Source organism: Legionella qingyii, from assembly GCF_003990155.1.
Lineage (GTDB): Bacteria > Pseudomonadota > Gammaproteobacteria > Legionellales > Legionellaceae > Legionella > Legionella qingyii.
This window is the reverse complement of record NZ_RZGX01000016.1, coordinates 33,483-59,731: the sequence shown is the minus strand read 5'-3', so window position 1 is coordinate 59,731 and position 26,249 is coordinate 33,483. Positions and strand designations below refer to the sequence as shown.

The window sequence follows — 26,249 nt, the reverse complement described above, 5'->3', positions numbered from 1 at the left end:
TTGTAATCTTATCCATAGCAATTCTAGATTAGAAAACTAATGCGTTACAAAATAACACTATTACTCACTTCACTTTATTTTTTGATGTCCTTTTCCGCTCTAGCCCAGGAACTTTCCGTCGCACATGGTTATCAGGTTGGAGTCTTTGCTGCTCCAGCTGATCATGTGCATTATCCTGCAATAACACTTGACCTCCTCCGGTGAGCTGAACCAGATCGCATTCGGACAGATTTCGCAAGCTGTTGTGATCTTTGGCTGGCGAGCCTTGTCTAATGCTGAAAGTGTTGGGCTTTTTACTGCCTCTTCTATTGCCTGTGGCTGTTCCAACAGCCTCATGGTTTCCAGAAGTTCTTCTTCGATGGTTTTGTTGGTTTGATCTTGATTGTTCATGAGATTTCTCCTGTTCAAAATTTAGCTTTTGACGTTGGTTTTCCAAATCCAAATCAGCAAAAGTGATTGGCATTTGATATTGAATAACAATTTGCAAGATAATCTTTTTAAATAGTGGAGACCCGCTCACACAAATACAGTCACAGTAGCGCTTCCTTGCCATTTCCAATGCTCTTTTAAGCGCAGGAATAGACCCGCCTTTAGAAATGATAATTTCTTTTCCATTGTCTCTAATAACACCGTTACCCTTTTTATAAATCTCAGTGCCTTCTTTAGTAACAGAGTCGATTGGTCCAAAATTTAAAGAAGGAAAAACTGAGTCTGCACCTGATATGGTGTAATCATGGTTATTTTTACGATTACGATAACGCATTGCCACTAAGGCATCCTGGTCGCCACCTTGCGCTTTTTGTTTCAGCCAATCAGCCCAGGTTTTGTTTTGGTGGGAATCTATTAACCGGCTACGTTCTTTTGCGTAATTTTTCCTTATGCTATCAATATCATTAAGCAAAGTTTTGTTTATGTGCTGATATAGATACTTTTTCTGTACTTTAGAAAGGTTCATTAATTTCAAAGCCGCTCGTTTAATTCGCCCTCGCTTTTTCGCCTTTTCAATAAGTTTAACTCTAGCCTCGCGTAACTGCTTAAGCTTTTCTGTAATAAAGAGTTTATTGTGTGATTTTTCATGCTGAAATTCAGCATATAGATTGGAACCAATTACTTTTTTATTTAATGGTTCATAACGATATACATTTGATACATGTTCATTGTCTTCTGAATAGCATGGTACGAATAAACCTAGTCTGGATTCGAGATTTTTTTTAGAGAAGGTTCTAGAAATTGAACTTGCTTTAACGGTAAGCCCTTGGACATTACAAAACACAAAACCATTGGCTTTAACACGCATCATCAATCCATGCTCTGCCAAATTACTATGAATCACCTTCCAGCTACTGGCTGCCTCGATTTTTTCTTTGCAGTGCCGCTTCATCCAATTAATCAAGCTTTCAATACCTGAATGGTATTCCATATCGTCAGCAATATTTTCTGAACGGCTTTTACGAGTTTGATGATTAGTTATTTTAAGATCTAATTCAGTTTCGAGCTTGGATGCAACCTCGGCAAAGGTCTTATATGCCCTATAAGGTTCAATCATATTAAAAGTTTGGGGATGAATTTTATTAATCGCAACATGAATATGAAGATTGTCTGTGTCATGATGAACAACGGAGATTCTTTGATGTTCTTTAAATCCAATCGACGATGCCACTCTGTCTTCAATTTCTTGTAAAGCTTGAGATGAAGGATTTTCTCCTGGGGCGAAAGAAATGAGCATATGATAGGTTTTATCGCCCAACGCTCGCTGGTTTCTAGCCTGTGTTGCCAATACCTCCTGAACAGCCCAAATGGGATCGATACTATTACAGTTTGATAATCTGACTTTACCCACACGTTCCTTCTTATTTTGTGTATTACAAAGGTACTGAACAAGACCCGAAAAACTACTAAGCCTTGTTTTCTTCATAGGAATATGGCGAATAATCATAGTTTTTTTACCACTTCAAACATCGCATCCTGAGTGGTTTGAATACGTGCTAACAATGTTTTTATTGCTTGGAGGTCGAAGTGTGCAACACGTTTATCCTGAGTCAACCATAGTTTTAACAGTCCACCAAGCCGTCCTAAGTCTCCATTAATCTTGGCTAACTGCAGTATATAATCCTTATCAACATTACTTTGAATTTGATAACCGAGACTAATCCTTCTTAAATACTCGGCAATTGAAAGCCCAGCTGTAGCTGCATTCGATTTAATTTGAATTTCTTCAGAAGGCAAAACAGGTACGCGAAGATGACGACCATTTTTTCTGGTGGATGTTTTAAGTTTCTCGTCCATAAGGATGCCGACCTCTTAATTAAGTGGTTATGCAATCCTTTGAGTATCGATTTGATCTCAAAACACAGTTTTTTTGTTGAGCACCGAAGGTGCGAATAAGATTAATGAGGTTTGGTAGCCAGCTTGCTGGTTAGCTAACTTCACCTATCTTGCCCTGCGTTTTAAGTTCATTAAATGGGATACTATCAGGTAATTTTATGTAATTTCAAGGTTATTTTTCGTAACGCCCTATTAATTACTTATAATTACCATTAATTACGATAAGTTACACTTAAGTACGTTTAATGGTTTATTTAATTACGCTAAAAGGAAGGAAAATTACATACCCTATTGCAGTCTAACGTAATATTTCATACCATCGAAGAGAACAACAATAAATTGACAATATGACATGGGAAACTCCCTCAGCGAACGAATCGCAGCCAAGCAGATAAATAGGAAATGCTCTGATAAATCGGTCAACAAAGCCGCTTTTCTTGCGCTAAAAAAAGATATCGCTTCAGCGCTAGCCGACGGCTGGTCTATAAAGCTTGTCTGGGAAACCTTAGTTGAAGAAGGCAAAATCTCATTTTCATATAAAACATTTTGTGGCTATGTAGCACGTTTGATTGCTGCAGAAAAAAAGCCATCTATGCAGGAGAACACCAAGGATGAACAGGCTAAAAGTAAGGCAAAAAACGAAATTCGCGGCTTTACTTTTAATCCCAAACCCAACTTGGAGGAACTCTTGTAATGGCAAAAATACATATCACACTGCAGGGAAAAGGCGGTGTCGGCAAATCATTTATTTCAGCAACCACTGCACAATACAAATATCACAAAGGCCAAGCCCCATTGTGCATTGACACCGACCCTATCAATTCAACCTTTCATGGTTTTAAAGCCTTAAATGTTGACCATATTCAAGTCATGAGCGGCGATGAAATCAACCCACGGCTTTTCGATGCCCTCATCGAAAAAATTGTCGTAACAACTAATGATGTAGTCATTGACAACGGTGCCAGTTCTTTTGTACCGCTATCTCATTACCTCATAAGCAACCAAGTTCCAGCTTTATTAAAAGAATTAGGCCATGAAATGGTGATTCATACGGTCATCACCGGCGGCCAGGCCTTGTTGGACACCATTAATGGTTTTGCACAGCTGATTGACCAGTTTTCAAATGAAGCACAGTTTGTCGTCTGGCTCAATCCCTATTGGGGAGCCATAGAGCATGAGGGCAAAGCCTTTGAACAAATGAAAGCTTACCGAGATAACAAAGATCGAATATCAGCCTTAATTCAAATTCCTGACCTGAAAAAAGAAACCTACAGCCGGGATCTAACAGAGATGCTACAACAAAAACTAACTTTTAATGAAGTACTGGCAATGCCAGAAAAAAACCTTATGACCCGTCAGCGATTAAAGATCATTCGCGATCAGTTGTTCGGCCAATTAGATAATGCCATGGTGATCTAATGTCAGATAAATTTAATGAGGTCATTCAGGACATCGCTGTAAGACATGGTGTGGTTTTAGGCAAAGATGATCCAATCCTTATCCTTCAGACCATGAATGTAAAACTGCTTGAGGAAAACCGCCGCGTGCAAGAGGCTATGCTAGCGAAGTTCAGAGAGGAAATTGAGAGTATTTCCTCTCAATGGAAGGATGACGCTAAGGAAAAAGCGGAAAAAATTCTTAACCTGACTTTAGCAGGAAGTAAAGAGGTTATGTCCAAACTAATACACGACTCTACCAATGAATCCATAGAAGCTATGAAAAATATGATATCTAGCTCATTGGCTGAGGCTCGTGATATAACACAACAGGCTCGGACATTTAGTAGGTATGCATTGCTGTCATCAACCGTCATTTTGATTGGTTCTTGTTTGTTTATCTTTATTTCTCTCGAGCATATTTTAAGGTAGCAAAATATTTTATGGAAATACGGGGATCAAAAGATCTTTACAAATCTTTCTTGCTGTATTGGGATTAATTTGTACATGTCTAGGTACAGTCGATATACCCAATTTATTAATTGTATTGATATAAATATCATGTTTGCTACCATGACGATGTAGCTTACAATCATGATTCTCTAGATGTTTGATGAATTGATGACGATTTATCAATTATAACTTCCTTGGTAATTTTATAATCATGAATTCCTTTGATGTCAGCAATAATTGACAAGGCTTCTTTTAAGTTATCTCTAACTTCATTTAGATCATCGCCTTGGGTATTTATACCCGATATTTGTTCAATGTAGGCAGAGAAACCAAATTCGTCCTGTTCAATAACTGCTGTCAATTTCATGGGATTCATAATATTTTCCATCCATTACATATGATAAATTATAGAGCATTTTGTATTTAATAAATACGACACTTAAATAATTTTTTTTTTGAACTTTATCAAAAGCAATTATTTAATAGAAATACTTATTGTTGGGTGGCCCTATCTTTAATTAAGTATACCAATAATTGTTCAACCTAATTAGGAAATTAGAATATTAATGAGAAGGATATCTAATACTCTAGATACTAATTACGTGATATGGCCATGAAGCAATCATATTCAATAGAAACAAAACCATTAACATTGTATTGATAAAAAAAAGAACTTAATTCCTCTTTAATAACTAAATCAAATAAATTCAAATCAATATCGGACGTGGATAGAAACAGATACTCCAATCCTTGTTGAGTAACTTGGTGAGTATGATGAAATTTAAATAATTTATATTTTTCTTTGCCATATAATTGATTCAGCAATTCATACGAATCAGTCTGTACCTGAATTGCTAGAGCATGTTCTTTTTTGTGGTTGTTAATAATTTTATTATATTCTTTTGCGCAATCTGTTTTGCAGCTGTTACGTGAGTTCCACACAGTAATTATTTTAAAATGATTATTTGCAGCATTGGCAATTATATCTTTTAACTTATCTATATTCATCCAATGTAATGATTGTGGAAAGATAAAAGCATCAATACTAGCCGCAGGTAAACTAACCTCTTCAGCACTAGACTCTATAAAAGTTAACTTATCATAGTCAATTAGCTCTGCCCTGCACTCTGCAAGCATTTCAGCACAAGGTTCCACTGCATAAATCTCATAACCGTACTTAATTAAGTCTTTTGTAAAAATACCCGTGCCACATCCAAATTCAACGATTTTTGAACCAGACTTTAATAATCTAGCCAGATACTCAAAAACAGAATCCGGATATTTAGGCCTGGAATGTTTATAGAAATATGCTTTTTGAGAAAAAATAGTCTTATGACAAACTGGAGCATCATCACTCATGTAATAGTCTCAACTCTAATATTCTAAAACCAATTTAGCAGCAAACTCTCCTGCAATTTTTCCAAATACGGATCCAGCCATAAGACCACTGCCCCCAGCATAATTCCCCCAGAACAATCCTCCAACAATTTCTCCGCAAGCAAATAAATTATGAAAAGGAGTATTATTTTCTCTAACTACCTGGGTGTTTTTATTAATTTTCAAACCACCATAAGTAAATGTAATTCCCGCCTTTACAGGAAAAGCGAAATAGGGAGGTTTATTAATTGCAATAGCCCAATTACTTTTTGGCAAATCAAGATTGAGAGTACTTATTCCATCTAACCTACTCAAATTAATTTTTCTCGTGGTTGTTGCTTGATTGAAATGATCAATATTTTTTTCAAATTCTATACAGTTAATATCAAGCTTTTTCGCCAATTCAACCAGTGAGCCTGCTTCAACATAATTTCCATCTTCAAAATAACTTTGAGGTAAAAATCTTGCTGTTTTATGGTCAAAAATTTGATATGCCAGTTGATTAGGCTGTTCAATGATTTTTCTTCCCAGCTTTGCATAAAGAAAATTAGGCAGGTTTTCACCTTCATCAAAAAATCTTTGCCCCTGATTATTCACTGAAACACCATAATTGAATGCATATCTTGAGTTATTTTGACTTTCCTCATTTTCTCCAGGAAGCATATAGGATTTTAAACGGCTATTTTGAGGCGTTGCATGGCATTCAGAGTAATCGCCATAAAGAACGCCACCAATATTTGAAGCAGACACAATCCCTTGCCCGGTATTAAATGGAACACCTCTTAATGCGGTATCCTCCCAATGAGTACCAAGATATTTTTTCCTCATTGATGAGTTTGATTCGTAGCTCCCGCACGCGAGGATGATTGTTTTTGCTTTGATAGAAATTTGCTTATTTCTATATAATACTTTTGCTTCCTTAACGTAATTATCACATGCCACCAAATCTATAAGTTCACATTCATAAACGATATGAACCCCATGACGCTCAGCCACAGAAAAATTGATATTCTGTAATTCTCTGCCACCGCCAACAATCCTAATAGGCAAGCTACCAGCGAGTATACGTGGCTTTATTTCCCATCTATGCCCAAGGTTATGTAACCAGCGAGCCGTATCATATGAGTTTTTAACAAGAATTGAGGATAATTCAGAGTCAGCACGATTATTTGAAACGTGCATTAAATCACTATAAAACTCATTTTCTGAGTAAGTTAAATAATGTTTTTCTAAACGCGCTACTTGTTCTTCATTTATTTCAGATAAATTTAATAACATTAATAGGTCGTCAATATCTGAATGGGCAAATCTAAAATTCATTGTAAGAGAGCTGTTTCCACCACGCTCCTCATAACTGGCTTTTTCAATTACTACGACATTTGGAGTTTTGCACACAGCAGAAATTGCAGCACAAAGTCCAGCATTCCCTCCACCAATGACAAGTACATCTATCTCTTTTATCTGTTCTAAATCCAACATCTTTTTAATTCAATTTCATTTGTGATAAACAACCAGATTCCTTAAATCCAAATTTACGATATAAGTTCAATGCAGGAATATTGGATTCATCTACAAATAAAAATGCTCCTTTATATTTACCACAAATATCATTTAACAACTTGGATAAAAGTAATTGGCTAAAACCATGCCCTCTATGCTTTTCATCTGTATAAACATAACTGAGGCAACGATAACCTTTTATTTCTCTGATCCATGCTGCAATACTTACAACCTCGTCGCTTACTTTTAAGCCCATAAACTCTCTTGAGGAAGATAAAATTAATTTCTTGGCCTCTTCTTCATCCAGAGCCACATTCAATCGCTCCTTGGAAAACTTGGCAACAAGAACATCTGCGCCAAAATCGTTAAGGGATTCTCCCTTAAGAAATTCAAAATCTGATGATAGCGAAGTAATATATTCATTTACTTCTTTAGACATCAAAAGCATTTTTGCGCTACTGTATTTTTCACTTAATGTTTGTAAGTAATCCCCGATTTTATCGACTAACTCTTCAGCACCTTCAATAATCTTAATGATGTAATTCGCTTTTAAATGAATGAAAATATCTAAAGCACTTTTAGGATCTGTAGCTGCAGAAAAAAATAAGCTATTTTTTTTAGGATTAAATACAGCTAATTTTTCATTTGAAACTTTGAATATTTGTATGGGTTCAGTGACACTTTGGTTTTCAATTAAAGCAAGTAACTTACTATTTAGTAATAATTGACTGTACATAATTCCTAATTCAGTATCACCAAGTGTCTTACATTCAACTATCATGATTTTGACGGCTCCATCCTTATTGAGGATTTTATAAAGCATAATGCAGAACAAATACAACATGCACTAGCTAACAAATATATTTTTTGATAATCCGTAATGGTTAATAACAAACCTGCCAGCAAGCTGCCTAGCCCACCAATAATAGAAACATAGGTCTTGCGAGCAGCACCAATCAATCGCCAATCAGAAGCCTCTTCAGCACAATCTTGAAAGAAACTTTGCCATACAGGCAGCGAAAATGTATGAACAAACGCTAAAAAAGAAATCATTATAACAAAAAGGTAGACTGAATTATGGGTTGCGATAATAAGAAACGGTATTGCATAAGATAAACGCAACCATTGTGCTTGAGATGAATTGATAATTCGCTTTTTCGTAATTAAAGAAACTATAAAAGCTCCCAAGAAGCTAAATGTAAATTGAGAAACATAATAAAAAGATATTAATCTATCGCTTACATTAAAAGATTCTTTTAAGACATAAATGACAGAGCCATTTAGCAGAAATAAAGACATTGCAAGAAAACCATGCGAAATAGTCAAATTTCTAGATTTTTGTTTAAACAAAATGAATAAGGTAATTGGCTGTGTAGACATACGTGTAAAAGCTTGGCCTACACACCTTAAGTTACTTACTAACATTGCAGCGAATAGATAGGTTACAGAATCTATAATGAAAACAGTCGAAGAAGATCCCCATGCCAACAAGGGTACAGTCAAAGATGACCCCAAGATTGTGCCAAAATTTTCATAGGATTTTGTAATGCCAATTAGATTTTGACGAGAGTTTGCTGACTCATGACTAATTGTTCCAATTAAACTTTCATAATAACCACGACTACACGTATTAAGAATTGACGATAACATGGTCACCATAAAGAAGCTTGGAACGAGAAGAGAGTCACTAACCCAGGCTAAAATCAGAATCGTTATTGCTAGAAGAAAATTGCATATCACTAAAGAGGATTTATCGTTATTTCCTATTTTAAAACGTCCAATTACTTGGCAAGCAACAAAATTACCCAATAGTTGAACGAATACCTGCAAGGCCATTATTAATGGATTATGAGTTTTGTTGTATATCATTAATGGAATAAATATTATCGACATAGCGCAACCTAAAGATGAAACTCCGGCGCTTAATGCCAACCATTTTATGTCAGATATTTGTTTCATTATTCATTCTCAACAAAAGGGATCTGGCGGAACAGCCGATATCTTGTTATTTTGTACCATCGTCCTAACTAAAGGTTTTGTAAGTAACTCTTCAGAGAATGCTTTTACCAGATAATAACTACCCCATTGTCTGAGTTCAGCAACATATAAAAGACTTAAATTTTTAAAATATTTAGAAATGATTTTTTCAAAACTTGTATCTTCAAAATGTTGCTTGTCCAAATTGGACAGTAACTTACGCTCCAAATGCTCTTCTTGTTGCGCGGCAATTTCTCCAGACAAGGTATTTAATCTTTGAATAGTATCCAAACGATTTCCTATATTACTGTTCCGCTGACGACAAAGTAGATCAGTAATTAATAATAAAGCCTCTTCTCTAGCTTTTTTTAAGGAATATTCCCAACTTGCACTACAGCGAGAACCACAATACATAATCGAATTGTTTTTGGATTTAACAATGGCCAATACAAAAGGGACAGGAATATTTACAACAGTATAATACTCAATGAAATAATCATCTTTTACGAGTTCCCTCTTTATTTGATACAACTGATAATCAAAGTACCAAAGTCTACACAATATATCTCGTTCAATAAGTTCATAAACGGCATGTTGAATTGCAAGGTCTAAATTAACATGCAGACTTAAACCACTGGCTGAAGCCAATTCATTATTTGTGCGTACTAATATTGATTCAGCAGATATTCTTTTTTCCTGAGTCTCCTCTGCAAAAATAGTTTTTGCCAGAAAGCCCTCATGCAATTTTTTTTCTGAGTAACTTGCACTGAAAGAAAGCATCCTTTCCAAAACCTCATAGCTGGATCTATGGACTACTTCTTCTAAGTCATAGCCCGCAGCATGGCCAAAAAAACGATGTGAAATGGATTGCTTATCTCTAATCGAAGAGACACTATCAGAAATAATCAAATTTGAATCGAGCGGATGATAAAACCAAGAAAATCTTATTGGAATTTTTTCTATTTCTAATTTTCCAGTATTAAAGCGCATTCCTTAAAACTCTCACGGATTAGTTTCCCATTATCAGTTAATTCCGCATCCTTCGAGTAAACAGAATTAAGACCAATTTCAAATTGTAATTGGCATAGTTGAAGTCGATCTCGAAATCTTGAAGCATAGCCTTTAAATGATAATTTCTTAAAGACCCGAATCATCCTGGCCAAAACAAAAGTAGCATGAAAAACACCCAGCATCGGCCTTAAATCGTCGCGTATTGGAGCTCTAAATTTATACTCATCATCAGGATTTAGAACAAACTTTTCCTGAAAAAACATTGCATGTAATCGTAAATGTGATACTTCATGAACGATATGCTCTATCCAATAGCCAACTTGATCATCATGGGGATCAGGTATTCTTAACCAGACAGCACCCATTGTATCTCCTGATGCCTGACCTCGAAGTACTCTGCCTTGAAAGATTTTAATGGAAGAGATAAGTATCGATATTTCATGAGCAACATCCATATCACCTGTATTGATCAGGTCAATTGCTTTTCTTATGTTAGAAGCATGAAACTCTAATTGTTTGCTAGAAACTGGTCTGACCAATGTGGTCTCACCACAAATATTTTTTTGTTCATATCGTCTCATTTTTGAGACATAAGAAGTTTCCCAAAACTCCGATAAAACAGAACTGATTCGTAATTCTTGCTCATATATTCCATATGTTTTCAACCATGATACATGTTGAATAGCATCCATTATTTTATCAATAGATGTGGATTTTATGGCATCGCGCAATTCTTGGGTGTATAAAAAAAATGCTGGAGAAAGTTTTTGACTACAATCTATTTCTTGTATGAACTCCGCAAGATCATTTAGGTCATAGCGGAGTTTTTTTTCACAATTCTTCAATAAATCCAATAAATCATTTTTTTGTTTCTCTGCAGCATAAATTATAAGTTTTTTCGCCCCTTCTTCATCTGGAATAGATGTGGAAAGTAGTGAATTAGCTGACATATTTACCCCGCGACAATCCTTTAACAAGAATAAAAGAAACAAAAGGAAATTTAGATTAATCTTCCTGCATGGGTCTTAACATAGACGCATCAAATTCGCCTACATCATCAAACACAACAGTTTCATCATTATCTAGATCGATTTCAGAAGATTGATTATTGATAATAGTATCCATCTGTAACTCCGTTTATATACATTTTTCAGGAACATTCTAAACCGAGAATGTTATTCTTATGAAGAATAAAGAACGCGCGAAATTTAATAGATATAAATAATGCATGCAAGCTTTTATTTAATTTTTTTCAGAACTTGTGCAAATAATCTCTGAAAGAATTAAAAATTAGGCTCTATACAATGATATCCAAGCATATTCATACACTAATTACTCATTATAGAAGGTTATTCTTCAGTTAATGAAATAACGATTACTCTCTTAATTGTTTTGCTTTAATAAATAGATTATTACACTCGTCTTCCATCACTCCACCAATCAAGTGACAGCTATAAAAATCTGGCGTTTTAGACAGAACTTCCTCAGCCCTAAGCTGAATCTGCCTACCAAATAAATCGTGTAAAAAAGATATTGAACTACCGTAAATTACTTTAGGTATCATCGCCCAATAAATGGCAGCGGCACACATAGGACAAGGCTCAGCAGTTGTGTAGAGGCTCAATTTGCTGACATCACCATCAAAACCATTATTAAACAGCGTATGTATAACCGACAATTCACCATGCATCAAAGGATGATGGTGCGCACTATTAACTGATTTTAAAAGAATGTCTTTGTTATCATAAACAATTATGGCACCATATGGGGCTATTGGGTTTTCTGATGCTATCTTTATTGTTTCTGCCATAAAATCATAAATATTCTTATCCATCATTGCTTCTCTTTGGTTGAATATAATTTTCATCAAACTTGTTAGCACTAATTTTGTAATCGGTATCAATTCTAAATGGATTCAGGTTAGATAATTCATCATAGATATCCACTTTTTCTTTCACCTTGAGAAAATAGATTAATAGAATTGATATTGGCGCCAACACGATTTCATAAGATATTTTATATGCATCCTCAAATAGGATAACACTTGCCAGTTTATCAGTTGGTACAATACCGTAAAATGCTACCAGGGAAAACAAACTAACATCAATTATGATTCCAAAAGCGGAGGATGTTGCGATTCTTGTCCAAACCGTGGTAATAAATTCTTTTTTAAGCGAAATCCCCCTCCTTCGCTGTCTTAATTTTATAATTGAAATTACAGTCGAGTTAATTGTCATCCCTAGAAAAAAAGCTGTCGCCGAAGCAATAAACATTCGCGCTTGATTATGTAAAATTAATTTAAATGAGCTATTCACACCTACGGCTAGCAGGTTAGTTATCCAAACATCGAACACAAAAAGTAAATTGCAAAATATAACGAACAGAACCATTTGTTTAGTACGCTCGATACCATAGACATCCGTCATCATATCAGCAGCGAGATAAGCCAAAGAAAATACAATTCCACCCACATTAATAGTCAAAAAACCAATTGAGATGAATTTAGCCGCCATCGTTTTAGATGCAATAAAAAATACGATGCTGGAGCAGAAAAGAATGTGGTGATATTTGAAAATATTATTAGTTTTGTTATCCGCTACACTGGGCAGCTGAAATTTAAACACTTGCTTATTTACGTTCTTCTTACGATCCGATTGTTCAACATTCGCAATAATACCCATCAACACACGTGAAAAAATATTTAAAAAGCAATAAATCAAAGGTGGAATAATAAGCTGAGAAGCACCGACTATATCTTTAGGGCTAAGCCATAACATATTTAGCAGCGAAAATATCATGAGAGAAGCTAACATCACATGACTGGCTTCTTTTTCGTTAGAGGCTTTTGAAAAAGCGGATGGCAAAAGAACAGCAGCCCATAAAAACATCGAGCTCTCAATGAGGTAGAATAAATTCCTACCAAGCACCTGCGTATAGATATCCTGCATTTGCCAGAATGAAGATGCAGGTAACCAAATAGCAAATTTTAAAAACAAAATGTAGATAGCGCGAAATAAAATCACCAAGTACACGGCATGGCGCAGGTAGGCAAAGCCATAAATGTTTTGTATCAGCTGAAAGAAAAAAAATACAACTGGCCACCACAGAAATTCTGATGCTATTGGTATTCCAAATAAATTGATAACTTGTGCTTCTGCAGGAACAGTAATTAAGGTGAAGAAGACTGTAAAGCCTATCAATGTATGAAACAATTTAAATTGAAGTGGCGTTTTTGATTTACCTATCAATTGGCTACTCATCAACAAACACTCGCTTTAAGCCAGTAAAACATTTTGTTTTAAAATTCAGTTGCTTCTTTTCCAAGATGGTGAGCTGTTCAGCATGTGCACCAAATTGCTGTCCCATATCAAAGACAACACGGGGATCAATGAGATAAATCATATCCGACTTTACAAAATTGGCTACTGACATCTCCTGATTAACACGTTTGTTCGCGATGTGAAACGCCACTGATAATATATTGGTATCTGGATCAGTAAAGATTCGATCAATCCGGATTAGATAGGGTTCTCTCACCTGTCGAGTGAATCGCACAACGATTTGCTGATAGATAATGCGTAGAAATTTACTTTTGGGGCTCCATTTTTCCATGGTTACATCCTTACAACTTAAACAACTTACTTTTTAGAGCGCAATTTTTGGTGTACCTCAAGGATCACGCCTACAACAGTGTATAAACTCTCATCATAAATTTCTACAGGCAATTTGGGATTGATGGGATACAAATAACTCTCGCTCCCCTCAACAACATATTTTCTTATTGAGTAATGTGTTGAACCATTCTTTTTAACAACAATATATGAACGATCATCTGGTTTGATATCTGGATTTATAATGAGTAGCGAGTTTTGTGGGAATGTTGGTTCATATAAATCAGTATCGATTGCAAGAGCATAATATTCCCCATCAACATCATTCTCTGCCCATCGATACCATTCTTTTGGTGAGTTTGATTGCGCTACCTTACTAAATTCAAAAACAGGTAAAGGTCTTGTTACTTCTTGCTGCTCATATTCCCCTTTGCGAACGATAGGTTCTAAACCGAGTAATTGTTCAATGCTGATATTAAAGTAGTTTGCAATCTGAACTAGAGTACTGGCTTTCGGATCGGTCACGTCACCATTCAAAATTCTGGTGATTTTATTGGTTGGGATTCCTAAGTTTCGCGCGAGTGCAGCCGGTGAGAGTTTTCTATCACGCCCAATTAAATCGTTAAGTGTCTGCGCCAATAACAATTGGCTCGATTCATTCAAAATAGTATTAGACATACCTTGACTTAGTTACATTCATGTAATAAATTACACCGGCGTAATTAATTACACTGATGTAAAAATAGATACTACCATAATTTACGCCAATTTCATGTAGATTATTAGTGACTTTGTAGAAATTATTACCCAATTAGCGCAATCACCAGCATTTATATACATACTTTGCAGTAAGGAGGAGGTCAATCTATGGAACACCATTCAAAGCTGAACATTTACAAAGGAATGATTCAGTATATCTTAGACTCAACACACTACACCCTCAAACACATCGCTCAGCTGTCAAACTCATCTCTTGATAACCTTAGAATGATCTATTGCAACGATTCAGTTCCAAACAATTTTAAATCTGAAATTGAGCTTATGAAGCTATATCAGATTGTTCTTGAAATAAATAAGAATCAGGAAAATAGCTCTCTTACTGGATTACGAAGGCACTTTTATGGAGAGCAAGCTTATGTTTAAAACATTTACTAGCGGTAAGTCCGACAACCAAGCCGATACCATAAACCGAACAAAATTGGATACAAAGGAGATCACCATGATCGAAGGAGTACAACAGCTAATTTCACAAAAAGTATTATTCGTACCAGACCTTGAAAAAATGATCGGCAGAAACAGAGTCACCCTACGCCGCTGGTGGCTTACAGGTAAATTTCCCCGTCCGGTCAAACTTAATGGCACAACACTTGCGTGGCATAGCGATGAAATAGATGAATGGATTGAACAAACTATTTTAAATGGTGAAAAAGATGCATTATAATACTACCAATATATTAGACAAGCAGGCTTTCAGCCTGCTTTTTTTTGTCCGAACTATTGGCTCAACCCCAATTATGGTAAATTAAAAAGTACCCAGCAAAGTACCCAGAAAAATATTTTTATATAAAAATTGATTTAAAATTGGATGTGTAACTGATTGATTTTAAAGGGGATTTTTTGGTCGGGACGGAAGGATTTGAACCTTCGACCACTAGCACCCCATGCTAGTACGCTACCAGGCTGCGCTACGCCCCGACTTGGTCGGCAAATGATAACTAAGTCTGGGAGAAATAACAAGGGGTTATTGGATGATAGTTGTTTTTTGCCTGGGGCAACGCGGTCGAATCCGAGATCTTTGCTCCTCTTAACCCGGGTTGAGCTGCGCTGCACCAGGATACTGCTAGTGCATTTATTTTTGAGGTAATGATTCATTGAGTGCTTTCTAAAAGGATAATGCCACAGGCATTTATTCCTGAATTACACCGTGCTTGCTTTTCTTTCTTTTGAATTGACCAGTATGGACCGTAAGGCTTCACACTTTGATGTACCGAGGGAGATAAGTGTATGGTCATCCATAAATAAGTACCTTTATCTTTTGGACTTGGCCATTGGTAATAACACACTAAATTATTATTTGAATTAATAAGTGCTTGCATAAAACCTATATTCTCAGGGGCTTTCCAGCCCTGATACTCCATCTGCCAGTATAATTTTTCTACTTGAAATGCTTCGGGATCATATTGATGTTTTTGCACAATATTAGGTGGAGGACAAAAATGAACTTCCTCAGCTACTTTCTCTTGCGTGAATTTATTCCAAATTTTTTCCATGTATTCATGAATTGACGGATGAAAATGAACTCCTGCCATAACGCCAACAACAAAAACAATGAGAACTAAGAAAATAATTTTTAAATATGAATACACTTAAAAGCTCCTAACAACTCTTCAAGGCTTCTGTAAGCACTTGAAGAGTATCAATTATTACAATAATGTTTTAATCTTCTGAGCCTCAAATTTAGAGTGTGCAATTTGAATGTATTGTTTGCAGCTTAGTAATTCTGCATATTGCAGAGCTGCTACTGCATTATTCAATATCTCTTTTGCTACATCAGAAGTGTCTTCCATAATTAAAAAAGATGCGGTGCTCATTTGTACGGAGGCCATATAAAGCTTATTAATGCAAATCTTTTTTTCCTGATTATCTGCCAAGGATAACACCACTCGTGAAAGCTCATAGCACTGATTGGCTAAAAACTCCTTGCTTGGCCCGGACTGCACATTCATACTTAATACAGGTAAACTTAATACTAACGCTCTTTTTAAAATCATTTTAAACATAGATACTCCTGTAAGTTGCCCAATAAACCTGCTTTACTTCACACAATCCCATTGCATGAAGAATAAGTTCCACTTTGAAGAAGGAACCCCTGTTAAACTCTACCGATGCCAATGACTTGTGCTGGGCGAAACAAATGGCAACCCGGGCTGAGTTTCCGGGTTGCCATTAAAGTCATTGATCTTGGTGCTTAACCTTTTCGTGCCTGGTTTAAGCAAAAGCATTAATTCCAGTAATATGTTTTCCTAGTACCAGAGTATGAACGTTATCCGTACCCTCGTACGTAAAGACTGATTCTAAGTTAAGCATGTGACGAATCACATGATATTCAAGGCTGATTCCATTTGCTCCCAATAAATTCCTGCATTTTCGCGCAATGTTTAATGCTTCACGACATGCATTACCTTTAGCCAGGGAAATCATCACGGGACTTTCACGATGATTATCTTTTATTCGGCCTATCTGTAAATTAAGACATTGTGCCTTAATAATTTCAGTATACATATCTGCCAGATCTTTTTGAATAAGCTGAAACGATGCCAAAGGCTGGTTAAATTGTTTACGCTCTAACAGATAGTCGCGAGTAATATCAAAACAGGCCATTGCAGCGCCCATGGCGCCCCAAGCAATACCATATCGCGCCTGGCTTAAGCAACTTAAAGGAGCGCCTAAACCTTTCTCACTGCCAGGAAGATAATTTTCATCGGGGACAAAAACGTTATCAAAAACCAATTCACCGGTAATCGATGCGCGTAATGACATCTTTAACTTGATTTCAGGGCATTTTAATCCTTCTGATTTAGTATCTACAATAAAACCACGAACACCCTCATCTGTTTTTGCCCAAACAATAGCAATATCCGCAATTGGTGCATTGGTGATCCACATTTTTGCACCATTTAGAGTCCATCCACCTTTAACTTTCTTTGCAGTCGTTCTCATACCGGCCGGATCGGAACCAAAATCAGGCTCAGTCAAACCAAAGCAGCCAATGATCTCACCTGCAGCCATTCCTGGCAAAAAACGCACCCGTTGTTCTTCAGAACCAAAACGAAAAATAGGAAACATGCATAAGGAACTTTGTACCGAAACAAAGCTACGTAATCCACTATCGCCGCGTTCTAACTCCTGGCAAACCAATCCGTAAGAGACATAAGATGCTTCGGCACCACCGTACTCCGCGGGTAAGGTCAAACCCAACAATCCCAGTTCTGCAGATTTTCTAATAAGCTCTCGTGGAAATTGAGCATTTTCAAAAGACTCAGCCATCAAAGGCATTACATCATTGGAGACAAAACGCGCGACACTATCACGTATCATGCGTTCATCGCCATTCAACTGTTCATCAAGAAACAACAAGTCGTCCACTTTCCTTCTCCCTTTTATCAGACTGTAACGCAATAACCGCTTCAATAATACTTTCTTTACTGGGTAACAAATACTGCCAAGCATTACCCAAAGGAATAAAGCAATCTTTACCGGTAATGCGTTTGATTTTCAACCTGGATGAGGCTTCTTCTAATAGCAAGGTCATCAAGCCTTCGCTTACTGAACCACTTTGTCTGCCTTCATCGACAATTAATACCTGTTTTGCTTTGGCTATTTCTTTCAAAATTGCTTCGGCCGGTAAGGGACTAAGCCAACGTAAATCCACTATTTTCACAGGAATATTGTGTTCTTCTTGCAATACCTTAGCCGCTTGCCGTGATAAATAATAACCATTGGCATAGGTTAAGATAACGGTTGGTCCTTCTCCAAAAACACCTACCTCTCCCGGCGGAATCAGAGCATCTGGTTCTGGATAATTAAATAGCCATCCATTATCACCAGGCTCATGTAAATCTTTGGTCATATATAAAGCAATCGGCTCTAAAAAGACAACTACCCGTCCCTCTTCATAAGCCAGACGCATACATGTACGCAACATTTTTGCTGCATCTGGACCATTTGAAGGACATGCGACAATCACTCCAGGCAAATCACGTAATACAGCAATAGAATTATCATTATGGAAATGACCACCAAATCCTTTCTGATAAGCTAATGAAGCAATCCGCAAAACCATAGGATTTTGATATTGGCCACTGGAAAAGAAGGATAAAGTGGAGGCCTCACCACGAAGTTGGTCTTCTGCATTATGCAAATAAGCCAAAAACTGAATTTCTGGCACGGGAATAAATCCGTTGTGCGCCATGCCAATTGCAGTTCCTAAAATTGTGGTTTCATCTAAAATCGTATCAAATACTCGGCGTTGTCCAAAACGCGCCTGTAAATCAGCCGTCACTCGATACACCCCACCCTTCTTGCCTACGTCTTCTCCAAATACCAACATATTAGGATATTGCAGCATTAAATCAGTCAATGCAAAATTAATCTGCTGACATAAATTTCGCTTTTGAGTTAATTGTGAAAATGCATTGGCAAATACTTCTGCACGCTTCTCTTCACTTGGCAAAGGGAATGGTTGTTTCTTCGGTACACTGGGAATCAATGAAGACATTATAGCTTCAGCACTGGAGAGCTTAGGCTGTCTTATCACATCCACTGCTTTGGCTTCAATTAAATCTTTATTATCTCGATAAAGACTCAGTATGTCTTGAATACTCATCCAGCCTTCACGATATAAAAGACCAGCAGTATGCAATAAAGGATCTTGAGCTTCCCTGGCTTCAATTTCAGCTTGTGTACAATATTGTGATTCAATATCAGAACCGGCATGACCTAATAAACGCACACACCGCATGTGTAAAAAAACAGGCTGTTTTTTTACACGCGCCAAGTATTCTGCTTCTTGTGCACTCGCATAAGCATCAGCAATATTCAAGCCATCACATGCAATATAATGCAAACCTGGTCGAGCACTGACAGAACGCTCAATCCACTGTGATGGTGTGGGTACTGAAATTCCTATTCCATTATCTTCACAAATAAACACGATCGGTACAGGATAATTTTGTTGGGCAATCCATGAACATGCATTCAAGGTAGCTTGCGCTGAAGCATGATTTGTTGATGCATCACCAAAGGAACAGATAATGATGGAGTCTGGATTTAGATTGCTGTGAATATTTAATTCTTTGGCTCGCGTAATCGATAATGCAGCGCCCAAAGCCTTAGGTAAATGTGATGCAATAGTCGAGGTTTGTGGCGGGATATTTAGCGGAACGCTTCCAAAAACTTTATGGCGTCCTCCTGAAATGGGATCAGTTGCTGCGGCAACTAAAGAAAGTAAAATGTCCCTCACTCCGTCAGTAGCTTGTAATTTCTTGGCACGCTGTAAATAAAAAGCCCCGCTCCGATAATGCAAAAAGGCCATGTCATCGGGACGAAATACTTGTCCCCAAACTGCATTACCTTCGTGTCCACTGCTGCCTATAGTATAAAATGATAAACCCTTTTCCTTAAGCTGCCTGGCAATCAAATCAAGAAGACGTGACTTGATTTGCGAATCAAAGAGCTCTATAGCAGTTTTCTTATCCAATTCCGCCGTTTCCGGACTCATTGTACTATTAGGTTTTGGAAAATCTGCTTGTTGTACTCGCTTTAAAAATTGCTCATCAACTACAATGGTCCTGTCTAACATCACTACATCCTGTTTGAGTTATTTCTAAGAAGAAGATGATGATGAGTATATACTGATTCAAAATGAACAGGAAGAATGAGTTTGTATTCAATGGGTATAAGTTCCCTCCCACCAGGCCCTCTCCCTTTTGTAGAAAGATCCAGCATCTTAATAACGCCCCAAAAAACCAGATAGCTCAATTCTTGTGATTTATGACTAAATAATCTACACTTTTTGTAGGCATCCATTAAAGGGGGCTACATAATGAAATGGATAATTTTGTTAGGAAGTATTGTTTTGATGGCAGGATGTTGCTGTACCACCGCATATACACCGGTATATACTCCGGCAATCGCATATACATCAGCAGTTACCTACAAACCCGTGATTAGATATAGACCTGTAGTTTCATACAGACCTGTCGCTGTTACGCGTGTTGTTACACCCGCTGTTGCACCAGTTGTTGAACCCGTATCGGTTTATTCTTATCCTGTAGGTCCTTTAGATGTGACTACGACAACTATTGATTTTTATTGATCAAAACATTGATACCTGGGTGCAGCAAACACTGTACCCAGGCTTAATGTATCTTATTTCATTGCCTCTAGTTCTTCCTTGGTAGAATAACCACATCCATCCTGTGGGCATAGGATTTGTCGACCGAATTTTTTGCTTTCTTTCACAGTCAAAATTGGCCAACTGCAGTTTGGGCATGGATGGTTAATCGGTTCATTCCACAACGCATAATCGCATTTAGGATAATTACCACAGGAATAGAAAATTTTCCCTTTTCTTGATTTGCGCTGTAGGATTTTTGCTTCGTGGCACTTGGGACATTCCACGCCTGTATCAGCTGGTTTTTCTATAGGTTCCATGTGCTTACATTGAGGATAATTACTGCAGCCAATAAAACGGCCATAACGTCCCGTTTTTATATGTAATGAACTGGAACATACTGGACATACTCTTCCTTCGACAACTTCAGGTTCATTTTTTTCATTATCCTGACCTGCTATATCTTGGGTGTAATCACACTCTGGATAGCCAGTACAACCAATGAAACGCCCACGTTTACCTAGTCTTATTGACAACGGTTTTCCACATTTCGGACACTGTTCATCTAAAACTTCAGAGGTTACATCTTTACGCTGTACTTGTTGATCCGTAGTTGTAATTTGTTGCACAAATGGCTGCCAAAATTCTTCTAAGACCGGAATCCATTCTTTTTCACCCCGCGCAATAGCATCAAGCGTATCTTCAAGTTCTGCAGTAAATTTATAATCTACGTACCGCGTAAAATAACCCGTCAAAAAGCGGTTTACTATCCGACCAACATCCGTTGGAAAGAATCTTTTCTTATCAACAATAACATATTCGCGTTGTTGCAATGTGTGAATAATGGATGCATAAGTTGACGGTCGTCCAATATCATATTCTTCCAGTGCCTTAACCAAAGTTGCTTCCGAGTATCTTGGTGGCGGCTCTGTGAAGTGTTGATTGGCTAATATGTCCTGTACTTTGACTTTTTCACCGACATTCAATGCAGGTAATAATGAACCTTCATTTTCATCATCTTTGGTATCATCACGACCTTCTTCATACACCGAGAGGAATCCTGGGAAGGTAATTGTAGAACCATTCGCGCGGAACATATTGCCTTCACCGCAGCTTAAATCTACAGCAACCGTATCCAATATCGCATCAGCCATTTGGCAGGCTACGGTACGTTTCCAGATTAAACTGTACAGTTTGTATTGATCAGCAGTTAATGCCGATTGCACCATTTCCGGTGTACGTTTAATCGATGTGGGGCGAATCGCCTCATGTGCTTCTTGAGCATTTTTGGATTTGGTTTTGTAAACTCTTGGACTTGCAGGACAATTATCGGCACCATAACGTTCCGTAATAAACTGCCGTGTTTCCTCTATTGCTTCCGCCGATAAATTCACCGAATCGGTACGCATATAAGAGATAAGACCGACAGTCCCCGTTCCAATATCTATTCCTTCATATAATTGTTGTGCAACCATCATCGACTTTCGCGCGGTAAAACCTAATTTTCGTGCAGCCTCTTGTTGCAAAGTCGATGTAATAAACGGAGGTGATGGTTTACGCTTGCGTTGTTTTTTCTCGATTTGAGTAACGAGTAAATAGCCGAGGGCTTCTCGAACCAAATCCTCTTTGATTTGTTGGGCCTGCTCTTCCTTGGTTACCGTAAATTGCTGTAATTTTTCATTTTTGTAATGCGTCAAACGCGCTTCAAAGGACACCTTTGTATGAATACATTCAGCTAAAATCTTCCAATATTCTTGAGGAATAAAACGTTCGATTTCCTCTTCTCGCTCCACAATAAGTCGCAATGCTGGACTTTGCACTCGTCCTGCAGAAAGTCCTCTTCGCACTTTTTTCCATAACAGGGGAGATAAATTAAATCCCACCAAATAATCCAACGCGCGCCGCGCCTGTTGTGCATTGACTAAATCCATCGAAATAGAACGTGGGTTATTTATTGCATCCTGAATTGCTGATTTAGTAATTTCATTGAAAAAAATCCGGTGAATGGGCTTATCTTTTGTTAGATTTTTTTCTTTCATTAATTCATAAATATGCCAGGAAATGGCTTCGCCTTCTCGATCAGGGTCCGTTGCGAGCAATAAGGAATCTGACTTTTTGAGCATTTTGGCAATCGTTTCGATATGACGTGAGTTCTTTTCAATAGGAACATACGTCATGGCAAAATGATTTTCGGGATTAACGGAGCCCTTGCGTGCTGGCAAATCACGCACATGTCCATAAGAGGCCACAACCTCATAATCACCACCCAAATATTTTTGAATTGTCTTCGCTTTAGCGGGTGATTCTACAATCACCAAATGTTTACTCATATAACGTTAACCTTATCCTTTTCACTTCATCCCTAAGCATCAAAAATACCCGTGCTTAAGAGCAAACACGGTATAATGGTGCTGAAAATGAAATATCACCAACTTCTAGTAATATAGGTAATAGACGATCTTTTAATGAATTGTCAATTCATCTTCTGATTGATAAAGAACTAAATCAAGAAAAGCCAATTGTTCTTCATTCAAAGAACTCGATAATGCATTTCTTATAGTCCATTTGGTCTCTTGAAGAGTTACGATACGAGATTCAGAAAATTGCAATTGATTCATAATCATTTCAAATGATTCTGGATTAAGAACTTTCCATAATTTCATACGCATGAGAAATTGATAACTGGCCTTAGTCAGTTTCATTTGCTCATCATACGTAAAGACTCGTGTTGATGTATGTTGTTGTAATTTCAAATGTAAAACTTGTTCTTCAGAAGCTAAGTTTTCATCCTCATTTAGTTGTTCCGATGCATCCTGATCAGCGGTTTTATGGCTTTCTTGCAGCTGGGTAAGACTTTGTTCAAATAAACTCAATAACATCTCAAATAAGTTATCTTTCATATACTAACACCTCATATAGCCACCGGGCACAGATACAACAGCCCCATTTAATTCTAATTCTGCAAGCTCACTAGTGACTTGCTCAACGGTGCATCCGCTACGTAAAATGATCTGATCCACTGTAGTCATTTCAAAGCCAATGAACTTTACTAGGTTTTTATTCCCGCTGGCAAGAGGTAAAATAGCTTTATCAGTTGTTTGCTGTTCCGAATCAATCCGTAACTCTTCAAGAACATCGGCAACTGAAGTAACTAATTTGGCTCCTTGCTGCAACAGGTAATGACACCCTCGAGCCAGAGGATTATGAATGGAGCCTGGAATCGCTAAAACATCTCGGTTTTGTTCCAAAGCCATTCGCGCTGTGATTAACGAACCACTCTTGATTGCTGACTCAACAACCAAAATGCACAATGATAAACCACTTATTATACGATTTCTCCGGGGGAAATGTCCAGAGATAGGAGGGCTTTTCAAGGGGAATTCGCTCATTAATAGGCCATTTTGAGCAATTTCGTGCGACAATGAGCGATGCCGATGAGGATAAATGCGATCGACTCCTGTACCCAGCACCGCAATTGTTTGTCCCCCTGCCTCCAAACAACCTTGATGGGCTTGGGCATCAATACCTAAAGCCAAACCACTCACAATAGTCACGCCATGTGAAGCGATCTCCTTTGCAAATTGCCGTGCGTTTTCACTTCCAGTTACAGTCGGATTACGACTACCTACCACAGCTAATTTGGGTTGATTTAAACAAGCAAGCTGGCCTTTTGCATACAAAACAATGGGGGGATCCATAATTTCCTTCAATAAAGGAGGGTATTCAGAGGAGTCCCAAGTAAGTAGATGATGATCGTCTGCTGCCGCCAACCAACTTAAATCTTCTTGAATCACATTCATATCGAAGTGAGCGATAGTATGCGCCAGGGCCTGCGGTAAGCCCGCTTGCTCGAGTTCCATTGCTGAAAGCTGGAACATGTGCTGCAAATCAGGCCAACGCTTTTGTAGTTTGGCTACAGTGCGCGGTCCAACTCGTTCCATTCGGTTTAATGCAAGATAATAAGGTAAATTACTCATGGATTAGCCACATAATTTAATAAATAAACTGCGCGTGTTGAACGAACAATCAAGGCGAAACTGGTTTTGCTAAATACCCGAAATACCATAAGCTCGCCAATACGCTCAGGCGGTAATAAAATAGGCATGAGAGGATTTTTAGGGTCATTAACGGTGCCTGACTCTCTATAGATACCCAGAACATCCCCAGCTTCCAATCCATCACGGGCACCCAAACTAATCACCGCCACACCACCAGCAGCTTCCTCGACATTCCCGTTAGGCATCCCATTAGGCATATCAATGATATATCCTCTTACGAGAAATAGAGGAGCTTTAGGCTCAAAGAACAAATTAAATTCAGGGCTATTATTAATCAGAACACTATCGTGAACTCGAATACCTTCATTAATGCTGGTTAATAAAATAGTTGCTGGCTCACCGCCCGCAATCAACTCTGCATAACCTACCAGATCAGCTCGATATCCCAAGAGCTCTTTAGTTTTTGGATCCACATAATCTTTCCCCCCTCTGAAAATGGAATAAGCAGGAATGCTCCCCGGAGGTATTTCTCGAGATGGATGCAATCCTTGAACATAGGCCTCATCCCCTTGACCACCCATCATGTGCTCTCCTACTAACGCAACAATGTAAGGTGCTCGACTGACCACATCCTGATCCAATATCAAGGATTCATTTAAAAAAGGCTTAATATCGCTTAAAGGTATCGCAGGAATGGGCTCATCTAAAGGTAAGGGCCGAACATTGGGTGATAATTTAATTGTGCCATTTGATAATACCTTAAGGTAAGGTTTGGTTTTAGAATAACTTAAAACGAGCACTGCACCAGGGTATAAACGATTGGGATTTTTTATCTCAGGGTTGGCATGCCAGAGTTCCTTCCACTCCCAAGGATTATTTAGGTAACGATTGGCTATGGTCCATAAACTATCACCCGGTTGAACAACATAACGTGCCGGAGCATCTTTTTTTAAGCTTAGAGCATAGTTTAAATTAGCGAGGGAAAAAAAGAATATAAAGAGAATAAATCTCATTAGAGTCAATCCTTTGTTGGAATATCTTGCAGCCTTACAATATATGAAGGATAATATTAACATGATATTTGTACACAGAACCAGATAAACAATGGCTATTCATACGATTCTATATTTACCTGACTCTCGATTAAGAGATGTTGCAAAACCGGTTATGCATTTTGATGATAAATTGCAAACGTTAATCGACGATATGTTTGAAACGATGTATGACGCACGTGGTGTCGGACTGGCAGCACCTCAAATTGGTGTGAGTTTGCGTTTGTCTGTGATTGATATTACGGGAGATAAGCAGAATCAATTGGTTATCATCAATCCAGAAATCATTACTTCTGAAGGCGAACAAAAATTTGAAGAGGGATGTCTTTCTGTCCCAGGTGCTTATGATACAGTTATTCGCGCAGAAAAGGTTACTGTAAAAGCTTTAGATAGAAACGGAAACCCTTTTGAGATTAAAGCAGAAGGCCTGCTCGCTGAATGTTTGCAACATGAAATTGATCATATGAATGGCAAACTGTTCATTGACCTACTTTCCCCATTGAAAAAAGCTATGGCACGAAAAAAATTAGATAAATTCAAGCGTCAACATGCACGTAAATAAGTCTTGTATTTTCCATAAGATTATTCATTAAGATACGTCCTCTAAAGACGAT

The 26,249-nt window shown here is 37.6% G+C and carries 29 protein-coding genes and 1 tRNA gene; 7 read left to right on the top strand and 23 right to left on the bottom strand.

Annotation, left to right across the window (positions count from 1 at the left end):
* Positions 1-64: 64 nt before the first annotated feature.
* Together traI and traJ are read right to left on the bottom strand one after the other, a co-directional pair.
* Positions 65-1,936: a TraI/MobA(P) family conjugative relaxase gene (gene traI / locus ELY20_RS12315; RefSeq protein WP_110142769.1), complete on the bottom strand. Its 1,872-nt coding sequence runs from the start codon at positions 1,934-1,936 to the stop codon at positions 65-67.
* The gene (traJ, locus tag ELY20_RS12310) at positions 1,933-2,286 is read right to left on the bottom strand and encodes a conjugal transfer transcriptional regulator TraJ (RefSeq protein WP_110142770.1); all 354 of its coding nucleotides are present in this window, start codon (positions 2,284-2,286) and stop codon (positions 1,933-1,935) included. Before traJ ends, traI begins: the two co-directional genes overlap by 4 nt.
* Before the next feature lie 391 nt (positions 2,287-2,677).
* On the opposite strand from traJ, the gene ELY20_RS12305 reads away from it, so the two are divergent.
* The 3 genes from ELY20_RS12305 to ELY20_RS12295 are packed head-to-tail and all read left to right on the top strand — an operon-like array spanning position 2,678 to position 4,193.
* Complete coding sequence (locus ELY20_RS12305) at positions 2,678-3,019, top strand: TraK family protein (RefSeq protein ID WP_110142771.1); 342 nt, start codon at positions 2,678-2,680, stop codon at positions 3,017-3,019.
* Positions 3,019-3,744 carry an ArsA-related P-loop ATPase gene (locus ELY20_RS12300; RefSeq protein WP_110142772.1) on the top strand — a complete coding sequence of 242 codons (726 nt, stop codon included), beginning with the start codon at positions 3,019-3,021 and terminating at the stop codon, positions 3,742-3,744. The genes ELY20_RS12305 and ELY20_RS12300 overlap by 1 nt, the downstream gene beginning before the upstream one ends.
* The gene (locus ELY20_RS12295; protein WP_110142773.1) at positions 3,744-4,193 is read left to right on the top strand and encodes a conjugal transfer protein TraM; all 450 of its coding nucleotides are present in this window, start codon (positions 3,744-3,746) and stop codon (positions 4,191-4,193) included. Before ELY20_RS12300 ends, ELY20_RS12295 begins: the two co-directional genes overlap by 1 nt.
* A gap of 9 nt (positions 4,194-4,202) precedes the next feature.
* Here the strand turns inward: ELY20_RS12295 and ELY20_RS17195 are convergent, their stop codons facing one another.
* From ELY20_RS17195 to ELY20_RS12235, 12 genes are all read right to left on the bottom strand, one after another.
* Complete coding sequence (locus ELY20_RS17195) at positions 4,203-4,397, bottom strand: type II toxin-antitoxin system HicA family toxin (protein ID WP_199742194.1); 195 nt, start codon at positions 4,395-4,397, stop codon at positions 4,203-4,205.
* On the bottom strand, positions 4,354-4,590 hold the full coding sequence (locus tag ELY20_RS12285; RefSeq protein WP_110142774.1) for a type II toxin-antitoxin system HicB family antitoxin: 237 nt from the start codon (positions 4,588-4,590) through the stop codon (positions 4,354-4,356). The genes ELY20_RS17195 and ELY20_RS12285 overlap by 44 nt, the downstream gene beginning before the upstream one ends.
* Before the next feature lie 218 nt (positions 4,591-4,808).
* A complete protein-coding gene (locus ELY20_RS12280) occupies positions 4,809-5,573 on the bottom strand; it encodes a class I SAM-dependent methyltransferase (RefSeq protein ID WP_110142775.1) in 765 nt (254 codons plus the stop codon).
* A 15-nt stretch (positions 5,574-5,588) separates the two neighbouring features.
* Entirely contained in the window at positions 5,589-7,070 is a 1,482-nt protein-coding gene (gene tcuA / locus ELY20_RS12275) for an FAD-dependent tricarballylate dehydrogenase TcuA (RefSeq protein ID WP_110142776.1), read from the bottom strand.
* A gap of 4 nt (positions 7,071-7,074) precedes the next feature.
* Entirely contained in the window at positions 7,075-7,872 is a 798-nt protein-coding gene (locus tag ELY20_RS12270; RefSeq protein WP_158618879.1) for a GNAT family N-acetyltransferase, read from the bottom strand.
* Entirely contained in the window at positions 7,869-9,050 is a 1,182-nt protein-coding gene (locus tag ELY20_RS12265) for an MFS transporter (protein WP_110142778.1), read from the bottom strand. The genes ELY20_RS12270 and ELY20_RS12265 overlap by 4 nt, the downstream gene beginning before the upstream one ends.
* A 9-nt stretch (positions 9,051-9,059) precedes the next feature.
* Positions 9,060-10,058 (bottom strand): YcaO-like family protein, encoded by a 999-nt coding sequence (locus ELY20_RS12260; RefSeq protein ID WP_110142779.1) that lies wholly within the window; start codon positions 10,056-10,058, stop codon positions 9,060-9,062.
* Entirely contained in the window at positions 10,034-11,029 is a 996-nt protein-coding gene (locus ELY20_RS12255) for an aKG-HExxH-type peptide beta-hydroxylase (RefSeq protein ID WP_115504293.1), read from the bottom strand. The genes ELY20_RS12260 and ELY20_RS12255 overlap by 25 nt, the downstream gene beginning before the upstream one ends.
* A gap of 425 nt (positions 11,030-11,454) precedes the next feature.
* The gene (locus ELY20_RS12250) at positions 11,455-11,916 is read right to left on the bottom strand and encodes a nucleoside deaminase (RefSeq protein ID WP_233590590.1); all 462 of its coding nucleotides are present in this window, start codon (positions 11,914-11,916) and stop codon (positions 11,455-11,457) included.
* On the bottom strand, positions 11,906-13,327 hold the full coding sequence (locus tag ELY20_RS12245; protein ID WP_233590589.1) for a VUT family protein: 1,422 nt from the start codon (positions 13,325-13,327) through the stop codon (positions 11,906-11,908). The genes ELY20_RS12250 and ELY20_RS12245 overlap by 11 nt, the downstream gene beginning before the upstream one ends.
* 4 nt (positions 13,328-13,331) lie before the next feature.
* The gene (locus ELY20_RS12240; RefSeq protein ID WP_110142781.1) at positions 13,332-13,691 is read right to left on the bottom strand and encodes a hypothetical protein; all 360 of its coding nucleotides are present in this window, start codon (positions 13,689-13,691) and stop codon (positions 13,332-13,334) included.
* Positions 13,692-13,717: 26 nt separating this feature from the next.
* Positions 13,718-14,368 carry a helix-turn-helix domain-containing protein gene (locus tag ELY20_RS12235; RefSeq protein ID WP_110142782.1) on the bottom strand — a complete coding sequence of 217 codons (651 nt, stop codon included), beginning with the start codon at positions 14,366-14,368 and terminating at the stop codon, positions 13,718-13,720.
* 189 nt (positions 14,369-14,557) lie between these two features.
* Between ELY20_RS12235 and ELY20_RS12230 the strand changes: the two genes are divergently transcribed.
* Both ELY20_RS12230 and ELY20_RS12225 read left to right on the top strand, forming a co-directional pair.
* Positions 14,558-14,833: a hypothetical protein gene (locus ELY20_RS12230; RefSeq protein ID WP_110142783.1), complete on the top strand. Its 276-nt coding sequence runs from the start codon at positions 14,558-14,560 to the stop codon at positions 14,831-14,833.
* Positions 14,834-14,909: 76 nt separating this feature from the next.
* Positions 14,910-15,131, top strand: a complete 222-nt coding sequence (locus ELY20_RS12225) for a helix-turn-helix transcriptional regulator (RefSeq protein WP_110142825.1) — start codon at positions 14,910-14,912, stop codon at positions 15,129-15,131.
* Positions 15,132-15,308: 177 nt separating this feature from the next.
* On the opposite strand, the gene ELY20_RS12220 is transcribed toward ELY20_RS12225, so the two are convergent.
* From ELY20_RS12220 to ELY20_RS12200, 5 genes are all read right to left on the bottom strand, one after another.
* Positions 15,309-15,385: transfer RNA gene (locus tag ELY20_RS12220), tRNA-Pro, on the bottom strand.
* A 173-nt stretch (positions 15,386-15,558) separates the two neighbouring features.
* The gene (locus ELY20_RS12215) at positions 15,559-16,056 is read right to left on the bottom strand and encodes a hypothetical protein (protein WP_110142784.1); all 498 of its coding nucleotides are present in this window, start codon (positions 16,054-16,056) and stop codon (positions 15,559-15,561) included.
* Positions 16,057-16,113: 57 nt separating this feature from the next.
* Positions 16,114-16,470, bottom strand: a complete 357-nt coding sequence (locus ELY20_RS12210; RefSeq protein ID WP_110142785.1) for a hypothetical protein — start codon at positions 16,468-16,470, stop codon at positions 16,114-16,116.
* Between the two features lie 208 nt (positions 16,471-16,678).
* Complete coding sequence (locus ELY20_RS12205; RefSeq protein WP_110142786.1) at positions 16,679-17,836, bottom strand: acyl-CoA dehydrogenase family protein; 1,158 nt, start codon at positions 17,834-17,836, stop codon at positions 16,679-16,681.
* Positions 17,814-20,051 (bottom strand): dehydrogenase E1 component subunit alpha/beta, encoded by a 2,238-nt coding sequence (locus ELY20_RS12200; protein WP_110142787.1) that lies wholly within the window; start codon positions 20,049-20,051, stop codon positions 17,814-17,816. Before ELY20_RS12200 ends, ELY20_RS12205 begins: the two co-directional genes overlap by 23 nt.
* A 243-nt stretch (positions 20,052-20,294) precedes the next feature.
* On the opposite strand from ELY20_RS12200, the gene ELY20_RS12195 reads away from it, so the two are divergent.
* Entirely contained in the window at positions 20,295-20,567 is a 273-nt protein-coding gene (locus ELY20_RS12195) for a hypothetical protein (protein WP_110142789.1), read from the top strand.
* A 53-nt stretch (positions 20,568-20,620) separates the two neighbouring features.
* On the opposite strand, the gene topA is transcribed toward ELY20_RS12195, so the two are convergent.
* From topA to ELY20_RS12175, 4 genes are all read right to left on the bottom strand, one after another.
* Positions 20,621-22,915 (bottom strand): type I DNA topoisomerase, encoded by a 2,295-nt coding sequence (gene topA, locus ELY20_RS12190; RefSeq protein WP_110142790.1) that lies wholly within the window; start codon positions 22,913-22,915, stop codon positions 20,621-20,623.
* A gap of 132 nt (positions 22,916-23,047) precedes the next feature.
* Positions 23,048-23,485, bottom strand: a complete 438-nt coding sequence (locus ELY20_RS12185) for a DUF494 family protein (RefSeq protein WP_165831602.1) — start codon at positions 23,483-23,485, stop codon at positions 23,048-23,050.
* Between the two features lie 3 nt (positions 23,486-23,488).
* Positions 23,489-24,562 (bottom strand): DNA-processing protein DprA, encoded by a 1,074-nt coding sequence (gene dprA / locus ELY20_RS12180; protein ID WP_110142791.1) that lies wholly within the window; start codon positions 24,560-24,562, stop codon positions 23,489-23,491.
* On the bottom strand, positions 24,559-25,596 hold the full coding sequence (locus ELY20_RS12175) for a LysM peptidoglycan-binding domain-containing protein (RefSeq protein ID WP_110142792.1): 1,038 nt from the start codon (positions 25,594-25,596) through the stop codon (positions 24,559-24,561). Before ELY20_RS12175 ends, dprA begins: the two co-directional genes overlap by 4 nt.
* 91 nt (positions 25,597-25,687) lie before the next feature.
* Between ELY20_RS12175 and def the strand changes: the two genes are divergently transcribed.
* Positions 25,688-26,197 carry a peptide deformylase gene (def, locus tag ELY20_RS12170; protein ID WP_110142793.1) on the top strand — a complete coding sequence of 170 codons (510 nt, stop codon included), beginning with the start codon at positions 25,688-25,690 and terminating at the stop codon, positions 26,195-26,197.
* Positions 26,198-26,249 lie beyond the last annotated feature (52 nt).

Excerpts from the sequence above, each read along its gene's own strand:
- ELY20_RS12225 (WP_110142825.1), top strand. The coding sequence starts at position 14,910 with ATGATCGAAGGAGTACAACAGCTAATTTCACAAAAAGTATTATTCGTA.
- ELY20_RS12175 (WP_110142792.1), bottom strand. The coding sequence starts at position 25,596 with ATGAGATTTATTCTCTTTATATTCTTTTTTTCCCTCGCTAATTTAAAC.
- ELY20_RS12195 (WP_110142789.1), top strand. The coding sequence starts at position 20,295 with ATGAAATGGATAATTTTGTTAGGAAGTATTGTTTTGATGGCAGGATGT.
- ELY20_RS12210 (WP_110142785.1), bottom strand. The coding sequence starts at position 16,470 with ATGTTTAAAATGATTTTAAAAAGAGCGTTAGTATTAAGTTTACCTGTA.
- ELY20_RS12270 (WP_158618879.1), bottom strand. The coding sequence starts at position 7,872 with ATGATAGTTGAATGTAAGACACTTGGTGATACTGAATTAGGAATTATG.
- ELY20_RS12185 (WP_165831602.1), bottom strand. The coding sequence starts at position 23,485 with ATGAAAGATAACTTATTTGAGATGTTATTGAGTTTATTTGAACAAAGT.
- ELY20_RS12240 (WP_110142781.1), bottom strand. The coding sequence starts at position 13,691 with ATGGAAAAATGGAGCCCCAAAAGTAAATTTCTACGCATTATCTATCAG.
- ELY20_RS12235 (WP_110142782.1), bottom strand. The coding sequence starts at position 14,368 with ATGTCTAATACTATTTTGAATGAATCGAGCCAATTGTTATTGGCGCAG.
- topA (WP_110142790.1), bottom strand. The coding sequence starts at position 22,915 with ATGAGTAAACATTTGGTGATTGTAGAATCACCCGCTAAAGCGAAGACA.
- ELY20_RS12300 (WP_110142772.1), top strand. The coding sequence starts at position 3,019 with ATGGCAAAAATACATATCACACTGCAGGGAAAAGGCGGTGTCGGCAAA.
- ELY20_RS12200 (WP_110142787.1), bottom strand. The coding sequence starts at position 20,051 with ATGTTAGACAGGACCATTGTAGTTGATGAGCAATTTTTAAAGCGAGTA.
- ELY20_RS12280 (WP_110142775.1), bottom strand. The coding sequence starts at position 5,573 with ATGAGTGATGATGCTCCAGTTTGTCATAAGACTATTTTTTCTCAAAAA.
- dprA (WP_110142791.1), bottom strand. The coding sequence starts at position 24,562 with ATGAGTAATTTACCTTATTATCTTGCATTAAACCGAATGGAACGAGTT.
- traI (WP_110142769.1), bottom strand. The coding sequence starts at position 1,936 with ATGATTATTCGCCATATTCCTATGAAGAAAACAAGGCTTAGTAGTTTT.
- ELY20_RS12295 (WP_110142773.1), top strand. The coding sequence starts at position 3,744 with ATGTCAGATAAATTTAATGAGGTCATTCAGGACATCGCTGTAAGACAT.
- ELY20_RS12255 (WP_115504293.1), bottom strand. The coding sequence starts at position 11,029 with ATGTCAGCTAATTCACTACTTTCCACATCTATTCCAGATGAAGAAGGG.
- ELY20_RS12230 (WP_110142783.1), top strand. The coding sequence starts at position 14,558 with ATGGAACACCATTCAAAGCTGAACATTTACAAAGGAATGATTCAGTAT.
- ELY20_RS12285 (WP_110142774.1), bottom strand. The coding sequence starts at position 4,590 with ATGAATCCCATGAAATTGACAGCAGTTATTGAACAGGACGAATTTGGT.
- ELY20_RS12260 (WP_110142779.1), bottom strand. The coding sequence starts at position 10,058 with ATGCGCTTTAATACTGGAAAATTAGAAATAGAAAAAATTCCAATAAGA.
- ELY20_RS12250 (WP_233590590.1), bottom strand. The coding sequence starts at position 11,916 with ATGATGGATAAGAATATTTATGATTTTATGGCAGAAACAATAAAGATA.
- ELY20_RS12305 (WP_110142771.1), top strand. The coding sequence starts at position 2,678 with ATGGGAAACTCCCTCAGCGAACGAATCGCAGCCAAGCAGATAAATAGG.
- tcuA (WP_110142776.1), bottom strand. The coding sequence starts at position 7,070 with ATGTTGGATTTAGAACAGATAAAAGAGATAGATGTACTTGTCATTGGT.
- def (WP_110142793.1), top strand. The coding sequence starts at position 25,688 with ATGGCTATTCATACGATTCTATATTTACCTGACTCTCGATTAAGAGAT.
- traJ (WP_110142770.1), bottom strand. The coding sequence starts at position 2,286 with ATGGACGAGAAACTTAAAACATCCACCAGAAAAAATGGTCGTCATCTT.
- ELY20_RS12265 (WP_110142778.1), bottom strand. The coding sequence starts at position 9,050 with ATGAAACAAATATCTGACATAAAATGGTTGGCATTAAGCGCCGGAGTT.